The following is a 13,003-nucleotide window of genomic DNA, read 5'->3' as shown; positions in this document are numbered from 1 at the left end:
CTCAGAAGCCATAGCGGTAGGTCAGCATCAGCGTACGCGGCGCCGCCGCCGTGTAGCTTACCTTGCCCGTGGTGTCCTTCTTGACCTCGGCCGCATAGTGCTCGTCGAACAGGTTGTCGAGGTTCAGGGTGAGCGAGTGCCCGTCTCTTTCGTAGGCCACCGACAAATTGGTGATCCATTCCCAACCCTCATACTTCTGGGAATTGGCATTGTCGAGCCAGTATTCGCCCCAGGAATTGGAAGCCAGGCGCAGGCGCCAACCGCTCGCCGGTTTCCAGCCGAGGAAGAGGCCATACTGATGCCTGGGCACAAAGGGCAGCTGCTTGCCTGATCGGTCATAGTTGGTGCCGCCGATGACCTCGTTGAAGCTTTCATAGCTGTAGTCGGCGTAGCCATAGTGGCCACCGACTTCCCAGCCCCTGCCCAGTTCTACGCTGCCCGTCAGTTCCATGCCCCGCTTGTCGGTCTTGCCCGCATTGACGTAGCTGGTCACGCCGCCGTTGCTTTGCTGGACGATCTCGTTCTTGACCGGGTTGTAGTAGGCGCTGGCGTCGAACTGCCAGCCCTTGCCCCGGCCCTTGAGGCCGAGCTCGTGGTTGCGCGAGATCGGGGCATTCAAGGCCGGATTGCTGGAGAACTCGCTTTGCGCGGGAATCTGGCCGGCCTGGGCGACCATGCCGAACAGATGCAAGCCGTCGCTCAGCCGGTAACTGACGGCGAGCTTGGGCGCCGGCAGGCGAAAGGTTTTTTCCGAATGGGTGATACCCGCACCGGCGACATACTTGCCGCTGACGTAGTCGTATTTCCAGATTTGATTGTTGTCGTCCTCGAACCGCACCACGTCGTAGCGCAGGCCGATATCGACGATCCAACGTTCCGTGGGCCGCCAGGATTCCTGGAGGTAGACGCCGGTGAGCAGACTGGTGGCGTCGTCGATCTCGGCGAGCGCGCCCTTGGCGTCGGACAGGGTGGCCGTGATGCGGCCACCGAAGCCGGTGGTGTAGTCGCGGTACTGGTACTTGCGCGCATCCGGTGTGCGTTCCTGGCGCAGCGTGACGCCGCCGACCAGGCTGCCACCCCGGTGCCGCCACTGGCCTTCGATGTCGGCGCCGAGGTTCCACACCCAGTCCTCGGTCTCGTTGATGATGCCGGTGACCGGGTGATAGTGGTACCAGGTGTTGTAATAGACCCTGGGTTTGAAGGTGAAGTCGCCGAATTCCTTCTCGTACTTGCTGTTGAGGAACCAGACCTTGGAGTAGCGGCCGGAATGCTTCCAGGCCTCGGAGGTGCCGGTCTGCTCGCCGGTGCGCACGAACTGTTCGTAAAGCGCCTGGTTCATGGCGCCGGGCAGCTGCATATTGGCCTCGGCGTAGGAGACCTCGCTCTCCAGGGTGCCGCCATCCAGCATCAGGCCGTGCTTGAGCGAGGTCTGGGTGGTGTCGAACTGGTTCCAGTAGCGCCAGTCGTTGTCCATCTTGCGGTGGGTGGCCGTCAGCGCCAGCGCCTGTTGCCCGCCGGTCTTGCCATACCGCAGGTGGTAGTTCTGCGTGCCCTCGCTGCCCACACCCAGCTTGAGGTTGTTCGCCGCGTCGTCGAACACCGATTTCGAGAGGATCTGGACGGCGCCGCCGACGCTGCCGGCGGCGAACAGGTTGCCCGGGCCCTTGGCGATCTCGATGCGCTCGATGTCCTGGGTATCGATGAAATCCAGGCGGGTGAAGCTGTCGGGGTCCGACAGCGGCACGCCATCGCGCAGCACCATGATCTCGCGAATGCCGTAGGCGGCCTTGAGGCCGGCACCGCGGATGATGAGCCGGGCGTCGAAGCCGCCGTTTTTGCTGTCGATCAGCACACCGGGGATGCCTTGGGTGGCCTCTTTCAGGTTGAACATTTTTTTGTCTTCCAGCTCGGCCTTGCCGACCACGGCGATTGCCTGGGGCACCTCGGCGGTGGCGCGCGCCTCGCGGGTGGCGGTGACGCTGACCTCCTCCAGGCGCTCGGCAGCGGCGGCCCAGCCGGCGGCGGCCTGCAGGCAAAGGAGCGGCAGCAGTTTCAGACGAATGTCGGGTTTCATGTTGTTATCTCGATCCAGGAAATAACGCGCGACGTCGTTGGATAAAAAAGCCCCGCAGGGTGGGCGGGGCGATGTTAAGCGGCGTCGGCTCGCGCCGGAATGCGACACGTTGTCGCAGCGGCCGGTCAGTAGGTGTAGCTCAGCTTGGCCCAGACGAAGCGGCCCGGCTCGTTGACCCGGGTATTGGCGCCGGCCTCGAAGCTGTTGTCGCGCGCCAGGTGTTCGGCGTAGTTCTTGTCGAACACGTTGTCGATACCCGCCGTGAACAACAGGCCCTTGCCCGCCTTGTAGGCGGCGTTGAGCGAGAGCGTGGCGAAGCCGGCGGTGCGGCCGTAGTCCTGGCCGACGATATTGCCATAGTTGATGTCGTAGCGATCCTGCTCGGCGACCATGCGCAGCACGCCGCCCAAGGTCCAGGCCCCGGTCGTGTAGTCGAGGCCGAGCCGGCCTTCCAGCGGCGGGGTCTGCGCCAGGGCGACGTCGTTGGTGTCGTTGTCGCCGTGGACATAGGCCAGGCTGCCGCGCAGGGTCCAGGCCGGGGCGAAGCGCCAGGCCAGGTCGGCCTCGCCGCCGTAGCGGGTGGCGTCGATGTTGCCGCTGCAATTGTATTTGCCCATGGTCAGCGGCCCGCAGTTCATCACCCGGCCGCTCGCGCTCGGCAGCGTGGCGCCCGAGTAGGTCAGGATGTAATCGTTCACCTTGCTGTAGAAAACGGAAACGGAAGCGCTCAGCTTGGCCGTTTTCCACATCAGGCCCGCATCGAGCTGGGTGTTCTTCTCCGGCTTGAGCTGGCCGCTGGCCAGGATGCCGTTGTAGGTCGATGCCTCCCAGTAATCCATCGGCCGCTCGCTGTAGCCCAGGCCGACGAAGGCGGTGACCGGTCGGCCGGCGAGATTTTGCTCGTAACGCAAAAAGCCGCTCCTCAGCGTCTCGCTGGCGCCGGCCATATAGGTGCTGGCATAGGTGCTGTACTGGTAACGGTCTGCCGACCAATCGTCGAGACGCACGCCGCCGATCAGCCGCTTATCGTCGGTCAACTCATGGCGCAACTCGGCGAACAGGCCCCAGGTGTCGGTAGCCATGTCGAGAATGCGGGGCAGGCTCTTGTAGGCATCCGCCGCCGCCGCCGTGGTCGCGTTCTCGATCTTGCGCAGGGTGTGCTCGTTGGTTTGCCAATCCGCCCCCAGGGTCAGCCGCGTCTTGTCCGACAAGGCCAGGTCGGCGGAGACGCGCGCGCTTTGGGTTTCCCGGTCGGGGTTGTTGACCTTGAAGAAATTGGGATTAACGCCGGTGGGAGGCGTGCGCAGGCTGTAGTTGTCCATCACGTGGTCGATGTAGTTGTAATTGACCTGCGCCTTCACCGCCTGCAGCAGCGGACCGAGATTGCCGCGCTCGAATTTGACGCCGTAGCCCTCGCGGTCGAACTTGACGCCATCCATGCTGCGGTCGGCATAGGCCGCCTCGGCCCGGCTGCCGGTGGCGGAGAACTCGAGCCGGGTGTCGCGCTCCGGCCGCCAGCCGGCGCGCGCGTTCAGGCTCTGGCGCTGGTAGAAGGAGTGCACACTCCTGCCGGCGCCGTCCTCGTAGTCGTCGGATTCGGCGTGGCTGGCGGTCGCCTCGACATAGGCCTTGTCACCCGCCGCAGCGGCGTTGGCCACGGCGTCCAGCCGGCCCCAGCTGCCGGCCATCAGGCTGGCGAAGCCGGTCACGCCCGGCGCCGGCTGCGGCGCCCGCTCGAACAACACCACGCCGGCGCTGTTGCCGTTGCCGTGCAGCACGGTCTGCGGGCCCTTGATCACCGTGACCTGGTCGAAGGCCTCGGGGAAGACATAGGCGGTCGGCGGGTCCATGCGCATGCCGCAGCCGCCGTGGAAATCGGCGCCGTCGAGCAGCACGTTCAGGCGCGAGCCGGCCAGACCGCGCAGCACCGGGTCGCCGTCGGTGCCGGCCTTGCGGATCATGCTGAAACCCGGGATGTTCTTGAGGAAGGCCGCGCCGTCGTTGGCCGGCACCGGCTGCTGCGGGGCGCGGGGGTCGAGGCTGACGGTGAGCGGTTCAGCCATGCGCGGTGCGGTGACCACCACCTCGCCCAGCAGATTGGCGTCTTCTGCCAGGGCCGGGGCGGCAAGGGAAGCGAGAACGAGACAGCTTAAGGGATGCAGGCGATAAGGATGCATGGTCGGAATGGCAGACAGGCCAAGGTTTGGAAAGGCCGCCATGTTAATTACCGACACTGGTCTGCGGAATGTGACAAATTGCCGCGCCGGCCCGGCGGAACCGCGACAGTGCCTGATAGAATTGCGCCACAGACAACCAGATGAGCAAGATGGAGACAAGCAAGGTCAAGGCGTTCCTGCTGCAATTGCAGGAACTCATCGTCGAGCGCCTGGCGCAGATCGACGGCAAACCCTTCCGCAGCGACACCTGGACCCGGCCCGAAGGTGGCGGCGGCCTCACCCGCCTGATCGAGGATGGCAATGTGTTCGAACGCGGCGGGGTCAATTTCTCCCATGTCGCCGGCAGCCATCTGCCGCCCTCGGCCTCGGCCCACCGGCCCGAGCTGGCCGGCCGCCGCTTCGAGGCCATGGGCGTGTCGCTGGTGCTGCATCCGCGCAACCCATACTGTCCCACGGTGCACATGAATGTGCGCTTCTTCAAGGCCGAGAAGCCGGGCGCCGAACCGGTGTGGTGGTTCGGCGGCGGCATGGACCTGACGCCCTACTACGGCTTCGAGGAAGACGCCGTGCACTTTCACCGCACCTGCCGCAAGGCGCTGGAGCCGTTCGGCGCCGACTACCATCCGAAGTTCAAACAGTGGTGCGACGACTACTTCTATCTCAGGCACCGCCAGGAGCCGCGCGGGGTGGGCGGCATCTTCTTCGACGATTTAAACGGGGCTTCAGCCCTCTCTCCCAACTCTCCCCCGGTGGGGGACAGGGACGCGGAATCGCTGCGCGATGCTGCGTTCCAGCATTGCTTCAACCTGACCGAATCGGTCGGCGACCATTTCCTGCCGGCCTATCTGCCCATTCTCGAGCGCCGGATGGACACGCCCTACGGCGAGCGCGAGCGCGATTTTCAGGCCTATCGCCGCGGCCGCTATGTCGAGTTCAACCTGGTCTGGGACCGCGGCACGCTGTTCGGCCTGCAGTCGGGCGGCCGCACCGAATCGATCCTGATGTCGCTGCCGCCGATCGTGAAATGGCGCTACGACTGGTCACCCGAGCCGGGCACGCCCGAGGCGAGGCTGTATGAGGTCTTCCTGCAACCGCGTGACTGGGTGAACGAGCCGGCCTGATGTTCGAAAGTCTGGAGCAACGACAGGCGAACCGCCGGCGCAAGATCAAGCGCGTATTGATCATCGGTACCGCCGTATTCAGCGCGATCGCTCTCTTCGAGTTCACCGCCTCGCCATTGCAGGCGCTGTTTCTCTCGGACTATGCCAGGAAGCTGACCTACAAGACCGGCGACGGACCGAGCGACAGCATTCGCTTCCCCAAGGCCGGGCCCTACGACTTGCGCCTGGGCTACGCCCGGCTGCCCGAGTTCAGCCGGCGCCTGCTCAAGCGCGATTTCGAGATCAGCCAGCAGGCCCGCATCTCCAATGCCATGAAGCAGCTCGATGGCTACGGCCTGTTCCTGCCCTACCGGGAAAAATCGGTGGCCGGCCTGACCCTGCTCGACAGCCGGGGCCAGACCCTGTTCAGCGCGCCCTACCCGCGTTACAGCTACAGCCGCTTCATCGACATCCCGCGCACGGTGGCCTACACCCTGCTGTTCATCGAGAACCGGGAGCTGCTCGACCCCAACCACCCCCGGCGCAATCCCGCCGTGGAGTGGGACCGCCTGGCCCAGGCGATCCTCGAGAAGGGCATGCAGATCGTCGACCCCAAGCGCAACGTACCCGGCGGCTCGACCCTGGCGACCCAGATCGAGAAGTATCGCCACTCGCCCGACGGCCTCACCCTCACCGCGGGCGACAAGCTGACCCAGATGGCCTCGGCCTCGGTCCGCGCCTATCTGGAAGGCGCCGACACCCGGGTGACCCGGCGCCGGATCGTGCAGGATTATTTGAACACCGTGCCGCTCGCGGCCGCGCCCGGCTACGGCGAGGTGCACGGCATCGGCGACGGCCTGGCGGCCTGGTTCGGCCTCGACTTCGAGGCGGTGAACAAACTGCTCTGGAACCCGCGGCCGACGCCGGAGACCGCCCGCGCCTACAAGCACGTGCTGGCCCTGCTCATTGCCCAGCGCAAGCCGTCCTATTACCTGCTGGCCGGCCGCCACCAGCTGAACGACCTCGCCAACGTCCACCTCAAGTTGCTGGCCGATGCCGGCATCATCCCCGCCGCCCTGCGCGACCTGGCCCTGCGCGAGCGCATCGTCTTCGCCGACCACAAGGCCCGGCCGGCACCCAACGGCGACACCTTCGTCGATAACAAGGCGACCAATGCCATCCGGGTCGAGCTGGCCAGGATGCTCGGCATCAGCCGGCTGTACGACCTCGACCGGCTCGACCTCACGGTCGACACCAGCCTGCACCTGCCGACCCAGCGGGCGGTGACCGAGTTCTTCAAGCAGCTGCGCGACCCGGCCAGGGTGGCCGAACTCGGTCTCTACGGCCAGTACCTGTTTTCGCCCGGCAACGACCTGTCCCGTGTGATCTACAGCTTCACCCTCTACGAGCAGACCCCGGCCGGCGGCCAGCTGCGGGTACAGGCCGACAACCTCAACCAGCCGTTCGACATCAACCAGGGCGCCAAGCTGGACATGGGCTCCTCGGCCAAGCTGCGCACCTTGATCACCTATCTGCAGATCGTCGCCGACCTGCACGCCCAATACGCCTGGATGCAGGACGAGCAGCTGGCCAAGATCGAGACCGCGCGGGAAGACGCCCTCAGCCAATGGGCCATCGCCTATCTGCGCCAGACCGACAACCGCAGCCTCACCGCCATGCTCGAGGCGGCCATGGGCCGGATGTATTCGGCCGATCCCAAGGAGGGCTTCTTCACCGGCGGCGGCCTGCACCACTTCAACAACTTCAACAACGAAGACAACCGCAAGGTGATGGATCTGTGGGAGGCGACCCGCAACTCGGTCAACCTGCCCTTCATCCGCCTGATGCGCGACATCGTGCGCCACCTGATCTACCGCCAGCCCGGCGCCGCCGCCCAGGTGCTGGCCGATGCCGACCACCCCGAGCGCAAGACTTACCTGGAGAAGTTCGCCGACCGCGAAGGCCAGCTCTACCTCGGCCGCTTCTACAAGAAGTACAAGGGCCTGGCGCCCGAGCAGGTGATGGCGCAGCTGATCAACCACCTGGCGGCCAACCCGCGCCGGCTGGCGGCGGTCTATCGCTACATCCATCCCCAGCAGGACCTTGCGGCCTTCGGCGCCTTCATGAAGAGCCGCCTGGCCAATGCCGGGGCCTACGACGACAAGACCCTGGCCCGTCTCTACCAGGACTACGGCCCGGAAAAATACAGCCTGACCGACCGCGGCTACATCGCGCAGATTCATCCGCTGGAGCTGTGGCTGGCCGGTTACCTGATCGCCAACCCCAAGGCGCACTGGGATGACCTGGTCAGGAACGGCCGCGCCCAGCGGATCGAGGTCTACCAGTGGCTGTTCAAGGCCGCCGGCAAGGACGCCCAGGACAGCCGCATCCAGAGCCTGATGGAGATCGAGGCCTTCCAGGAGATTCACCGCCGCTGGCGCAGCCTGGGCTACCCCTTCGCCAGCATGGTGCCGTCCTATGCCTCGGCCATCGGCTCCTCGGCCGACCGGCCGGCCGCCCTGGCCGAACTGATCGGCGTCATCCGCAACGACGGCGTGCGCCTGCCGGTGGCCGCGATCAACCGGCTCGATTTCGCCGCCGGCACGCCCTATCACACCACTTTCGCGCGCAGGCCGCCGCAGGGCGAACGGGTGATCCCGGTCGCCGTCGCCCAGGTCGTGCGCAAGGCCCTGATCAACGTGGTGCAGGAAGGCACCGCCCGCCGCCTGAGCAAGTCGTTCCAGCTGCCCGAGGGCGGCCAGCTCGCCCTGGGCGGCAAGACCGGCACCGGCGACAACCGCTTCGAGGTCTACGCCCCGGACGGCTCGGTGCTCGAGTCGCGCGTGGTCAACCGGGTGGCCACCTTCGCCTTCTTTCTGGGCGACCGCTTCTACGGCGTGATCACCGCCTATGTCCCGGGCGAGGCCGCCGGCCAGTTCCGCTTCACCAGCGGCCTGCCGGCCCAGCTGCTCAAGCTGCTCGAGCCCAGCCTGCAGCCCCTGGTCCTCGCCGGCGGCCCGCAGCCCGAGGCGGCCAAGCTGCCGCCGCCGGCGGAGAAAGCGCCGGTGACCCAGCCTGTGCTGCCGGCGCCGGCCGCACCCGCAGTGCCGAGCGCCCAGCCCACCCCGGCCTTGCCTGAACCGGCCAAACCGGCCAAACCCGCGGCGCCCGCCGCCAAGCCGGAGGCAAAGGCCGAGCCAAGGCCGGAAAAACCGGAGCCGCCCAAGACACCGGAGCCGGCCTGGCCGAATCCGTGGCGAGGCGAGGGCTACTTCTTCTAACAGGCCGTTGAAAAACTACTGCGGCGGGCCGTCTGCGGCGTTGCGCGGTGTTGGCTTCGGCCGCTTCGCTTAACATCGGCTACGCCGATGTTAGCCTGCGCCGAAACTGCGTTTTGGCTTCGCCGAAACTGCGTTTTCGCTCCCTCGCCTATCTGCTTGATATGTGGCTGCGCCGAAACTCACTTCGTTCGTTTTCTCGGTCGCTGCGCCCCAATCGCCTTGCATCTGGCCATCCTCGCTACGTTTTCAACGGCCTGCCAAGCCCGCCGACGGGCCGATCCGGCCCGGCATCACGGGCAATTTCGCGTAAAATGCCGGTATTCTGTTTTTGCTGACTTTTTAGTTCCGGCATCACGTTTGCACGGCAAACATGAGCCTCCACTGAAATCTGACGATTTTCTGCCCGATGCAGCTATTCGCCTGCGGCGTCAACCACCATACCGCGCCCGTCGCCATCCGTGAGCGCGTCGCCTTCCCGCCCGACATCCTCGAGCGGGCGCTGGTCGACGTGACCGGCAATCGCGTCGCGCGCGAGGCCGCCATCCTGTCGACCTGCAACCGGACCGAGATCTACTGCAATACCGAGCAGCCCGAGGCGGTGGCCGAATGGCTGGCCGACTTCCATTCCCTGCCGGCGAAAGAGGTCAAACCCTACCTCTACCTGCTGCCGAGCGACCAGGCCGCCAACCACGCCTTCCGCGTCGCCTCCGGCCTCGACTCCATGGTCCTGGGCGAGACCCAGATCCTGGGCCAGATGAAGCAGGCCGCGGAGCGGGCGAAGGACGCCGGCACCCTGGGCCTGCTGCTCAACCGCCTGTTCCAGCGCACCTTCTCGGTGGCCAAGGAGGTGCGCACCGCCACCCAGATCGGCGCCAACACCGTGTCCATGGCCGCCGCCGCGGTCACCCTGGCCGAGCGCATCTTCCCCTCGATCGAGGACCAGTCCATCCTGTTCATCGGCGCCGGCGAGATGATCGAGCTGGTCGCCACCCACTTCGTCGCGCGCAAGCCGCGCCGGGTGATGGTGATCAACCGCACCATCGAGCGCGCGCGCGAGCTGGCCCATAAACTGGGCGGCGAGGCCGCGGCGCTCACCGCTCTGCCCGAGCTTTTGCCCGAATTCGACATCGTCGTCACCTCCACCGCCAGCCCGCTGCCCATCCTCGGCCTGGGCATGGCCGAACGGGCGGTGAAGCTCAGAAGGCACCGGCCGATGTTCATGGTCGACCTGGCCGTGCCGCGCGACATCGAAACCGAGGTCGGCGAGCTCAACGACGTCTTCCTCTACACCGTGGACGACCTGGGCGAGGTGGTGCGTGCCGGCCATGACTCGCGCCACGCCGCGATCAGCCAGGCCGAGGCGATCATCGCCGCCAACGTCAGCGAATTCATGCACTGGATCGACAGCCGCCGCGCGGTGCCGGTGCTGCGCAGCCTGCGCGACCATGCCGAGCGCATGCGCCGGCACGAGATGGACAAGGCCGTGAAGGCCCTGGCCCGCGGCGACGACCCGCAAGCGGTAATCGAGGCCTTGAGCCGCGGCCTGACCAACAAGCTGCTGCACGACCCCAGCCACGTCCTCAACCATGCCAGCGGCGAAGAGCGCGAGGCCCTGGCCCAGCACCTGGCCCGGCTCTACAACCTGCGCGACGACTTGTAGGTCGGGCCCCGCCCGCCTTCGGCCTTAGGGCCGGCCCGCAACCGGCTTTTCCCACAGACATGAAACCTTCCCTTGCCGCCAAACTGCTGAGCCTCGCCGAGCGCCACCAGGAACTCAACCTGCTGCTCGCGGCCGAAGACGCCGCCGCCGACATGGAACGCTTTCGCAAACTCTCGCGCGAGCATGCCGAACTCACGCCCCTGGTCGAGCATTACCAGGCCTACCGCCAGGCCCAGGACGATCTGGCCACCGCCGGGGAGATGCTGGCCGACCCCGAGCTGCGCGAACTGGCCGAGGGCGAGATCGCGGCCGCGAAGGCAAAGATCGCGCAGCTGGAGATCGAATTGCAGAAGCTGCTGCTGCCGAAGGATCCCAACGAGGAGCGCAACATCTTCCTGGAGATCCGCGCCGGCACCGGCGGCAACGAATCGGCCCTGTTCGCCGGCGATCTGTTCCGCATGTATTCGCGCTATGCCGAGCGCCAGGGCTGGCGCGTGGAGGTGGTGTCGGCGAGCGAAGGCGAGGTCGGCGGCTACAAGGAGATCATCGCCCGCATCGTCGGCCAGGGCGCCTATTCCAAGCTCAAGTTCGAGTCGGGCGGCCACCGCGTGCAGCGGGTGCCCGAGACCGAGACCCAGGGCCGCATCCACACCTCGGCCTGCACCGTGGCGGTGCTGCCCGAGGCCGACGCGGTGGGCGAGATCGACATCAACCCGGCCGATCTGCGCATCGACACCTTCCGCGCCAGCGGCGCCGGCGGCCAGCACATCAACAAGACCGATTCGGCCGTGCGCATCACCCACCTGCCCACCGGCCTGGTGGTGGAGTGCCAGGACGACCGCTCGCAGCATCGCAACAAGGCCCAGGCCCTGTCGGTGCTGGCGGCGCGCCTGAAGGACAAGCAGCTACAGGAGCAACAGGCGAAAGAGGCGGCCACCCGCAAGTCGCTGGTCGGCAGCGGCGACCGCTCGGACCGCATCCGCACCTACAACTTTCCCCAGGGTCGGGTCACCGACCACCGGATCAACCTCACCCTGTACAAGATCGACGCCATCATGGATGGCGACCTCGAGGAGCTGATCGGCGCGCTCACCACCGAGCACCAGGCCGAGCAACTGGCGGCGCTGGGCGGGGATTAAGTCATCCAGACGCACCGCGGCGCCAGCAGGCAATTCCGCGAATTGCCAAGAAAAATATTCTCCCGTATAACTGCCTCGCTGCTGGCTGAACGGCGGCGAGATTAGAGACAACAATCAAAGGGGATTCGTAATGAAATCTACACGGTCGAGCATCGCGTCCCGCTTGGCGCTTATTCTGATTCCGGCCGCCCTGAGCGGCTGCTCCACCTGGTCGGCAAGCGATGTCAGCAACGTCAAAGCCGCCGATGTCGCCCCGGTAAAGACCGCTCCGAACCAGGTCCTGGTCACCGAGGCCGACATTACCGATCGGCCCTATACCGTGCTCGGCGACATTTCCGTTACGGTCAACAAAACCACCATCTTCAATGCCGATCCGACGCGCGAGATGGTCAATGCCAAGCTCCGCGAAGAGGCCGCCAACCTGGGCGCCGATGCCGTGATCTTCGTTCGCTACGGCACGGTGGGCATTTCGATGATGAGCTGGGGCAGCCTCGATGGCAAAGGCCGTGCGATCAAGTTTACTCGCTAGCCTGCTGGCGCTTGCCGGCCTGGCCGGCTGTGCGCAGCCAGCAAGGGAATTGCCCCCGAACCTCAGCGCCAGGCCGGCACCCGAGCGCTTGTTGGCGGAGGACAAGCAGAGCAGGGAATATGCTTTGCCTTGCACTGAATTGCACCGTGAGCTGACCCTCGCCAATCATCAGGCTGCCGAACTGGATCAGCGCCTCAGGGCGGCGCAGTCCGACAACCAGGGCAAGGGCATCGCAGGCATCCTGATCTTTAGCCCCCTGATGCTGACCATGGATCAGCAAGAGGACACCAGGAAGCTTTTGCTCGAGCTCGAAACCCGAAAGGATCGCCTGCTGCGGATTTCACAGGCGAGGAACTGCCAGGCCTAAGCGGCTAGAAAAAAGGGGGCGCACGCGCCCCCTTTTTTCAACCGCCCTTAGCGGCGGCGGAACTGCGGCGCGGCGCCGGTCGCGGCCGGGCGTTCGTCCTTGTGGCGGAAGGTGATGCGGGCCTTGGTCAGGTCGTAGGGCGACATCTCCAGGGCAACCTTGTCGCCGGCCAGGATGCGGATGTGGTGCTTGCGCATTTTGCCGGCGGCGTAGGCGGTCACCGCCACGCCGTTCTCCAGCGTCACCTGGAAGCGGTTGTCGGGCAGCACCTCGGCGACCACGCCTTCCATTTCGAGCAGTTCTTCCTTGGCCATCGTTTCATGTCCTTCTGGCTGCCGGCGGGTTCTACCCGCCGAGCGAATTTCGAAAATGAAAAAAGCCCGGCGGGGCCGGGCTTTTCTCGCTGGGACGACAGTCCGGTCAGGCCGGAACGATGTTCGACGCCTGCTTGCCCTTGGGGCCGGTGGTGACGTCGAAGCTGACCCGCTGATTTTCCTTCAACGACTTGAAGCCGTTGCCCTGAATCGCGGAGAAGTGGGCGAACAGGTCCTCACCGCCCTCGTCGGGGGTGATGAAGCCGAAACCTTTGGAGTCGTTAAACCATTTAACGGTACCCAGTGCCATGGTGTGTATTCCTTATACAAAATTGAGATGCCGACAAAGATCGGCGGCTACG

10 protein-coding genes are annotated in these 13,003 nt (G+C 65.7%); 6 read left to right on the top strand and 4 right to left on the bottom strand.

Annotation, left to right across the window (positions count from 1 at the left end):
* Position 1: 1 nt before the first annotated feature.
* A complete protein-coding gene (locus tag EL388_RS00925; RefSeq protein WP_126458275.1) occupies positions 2–2,074 on the bottom strand; it encodes a TonB-dependent receptor in 2,073 nt (690 codons plus the stop codon).
* Positions 2,075–2,199: 125 nt separating this feature from the next.
* Positions 2,200–4,293 carry a TonB-dependent copper receptor gene (locus EL388_RS00920; RefSeq protein WP_197721805.1) on the bottom strand — a complete coding sequence of 698 codons (2,094 nt, stop codon included), beginning with the start codon at positions 4,291–4,293 and terminating at the stop codon, positions 2,200–2,202.
* A gap of 107 nt (positions 4,294–4,400) precedes the next feature.
* On the opposite strand from EL388_RS00920, the gene hemF reads away from it, so the two are divergent.
* The 6 genes from hemF to EL388_RS00890 all read left to right on the top strand — a co-directional run bounded on the left by hemF (position 4,401) and on the right by EL388_RS00890 (position 12,327).
* Complete coding sequence (gene hemF / locus EL388_RS00915) at positions 4,401–5,372, top strand: oxygen-dependent coproporphyrinogen oxidase (protein ID WP_126458272.1); 972 nt, start codon at positions 4,401–4,403, stop codon at positions 5,370–5,372.
* Positions 5,372–8,632 carry a transglycosylase domain-containing protein gene (locus EL388_RS00910; protein WP_126458269.1) on the top strand — a complete coding sequence of 1,087 codons (3,261 nt, stop codon included), beginning with the start codon at positions 5,372–5,374 and terminating at the stop codon, positions 8,630–8,632. Before hemF ends, EL388_RS00910 begins: the two co-directional genes overlap by 1 nt.
* A 406-nt stretch (positions 8,633–9,038) precedes the next feature.
* Entirely contained in the window at positions 9,039–10,292 is a 1,254-nt protein-coding gene (gene hemA, locus EL388_RS00905; RefSeq protein WP_126458266.1) for a glutamyl-tRNA reductase, read from the top strand.
* Positions 10,293–10,351: 59 nt separating this feature from the next.
* Complete coding sequence (gene prfA / locus EL388_RS00900) at positions 10,352–11,431, top strand: peptide chain release factor 1 (RefSeq protein ID WP_126458263.1); 1,080 nt, start codon at positions 10,352–10,354, stop codon at positions 11,429–11,431.
* A 163-nt stretch (positions 11,432–11,594) separates the two neighbouring features.
* The gene (locus EL388_RS00895) at positions 11,595–11,960 is read left to right on the top strand and encodes a YbjQ family protein (protein WP_126458260.1); all 366 of its coding nucleotides are present in this window, start codon (positions 11,595–11,597) and stop codon (positions 11,958–11,960) included.
* Positions 11,926–12,327 (top strand): hypothetical protein, encoded by a 402-nt coding sequence (locus EL388_RS00890; protein WP_126458257.1) that lies wholly within the window; start codon positions 11,926–11,928, stop codon positions 12,325–12,327. Before EL388_RS00895 ends, EL388_RS00890 begins: the two co-directional genes overlap by 35 nt.
* A gap of 47 nt (positions 12,328–12,374) precedes the next feature.
* Here the strand turns inward: EL388_RS00890 and infA are convergent, their stop codons facing one another.
* Together infA and EL388_RS00880 are read right to left on the bottom strand one after the other, a co-directional pair.
* Complete coding sequence (gene infA / locus EL388_RS00885; RefSeq protein ID WP_126458254.1) at positions 12,375–12,641, bottom strand: translation initiation factor IF-1; 267 nt, start codon at positions 12,639–12,641, stop codon at positions 12,375–12,377.
* A gap of 106 nt (positions 12,642–12,747) precedes the next feature.
* Entirely contained in the window at positions 12,748–12,951 is a 204-nt protein-coding gene (locus EL388_RS00880) for a cold-shock protein (protein WP_126458251.1), read from the bottom strand.
* Between the last annotated feature and the right edge of the window lie 52 nt (positions 12,952–13,003).

Source organism: Sulfuritortus calidifontis, from assembly GCF_003967275.1.
Classification (GTDB): domain Bacteria; phylum Pseudomonadota; class Gammaproteobacteria; order Burkholderiales; family Thiobacillaceae; genus Sulfuritortus; species Sulfuritortus calidifontis.
Note: the sequence above shows the minus strand (reverse complement) of the source record. Positions and strands in the feature narration are given on the sequence as shown.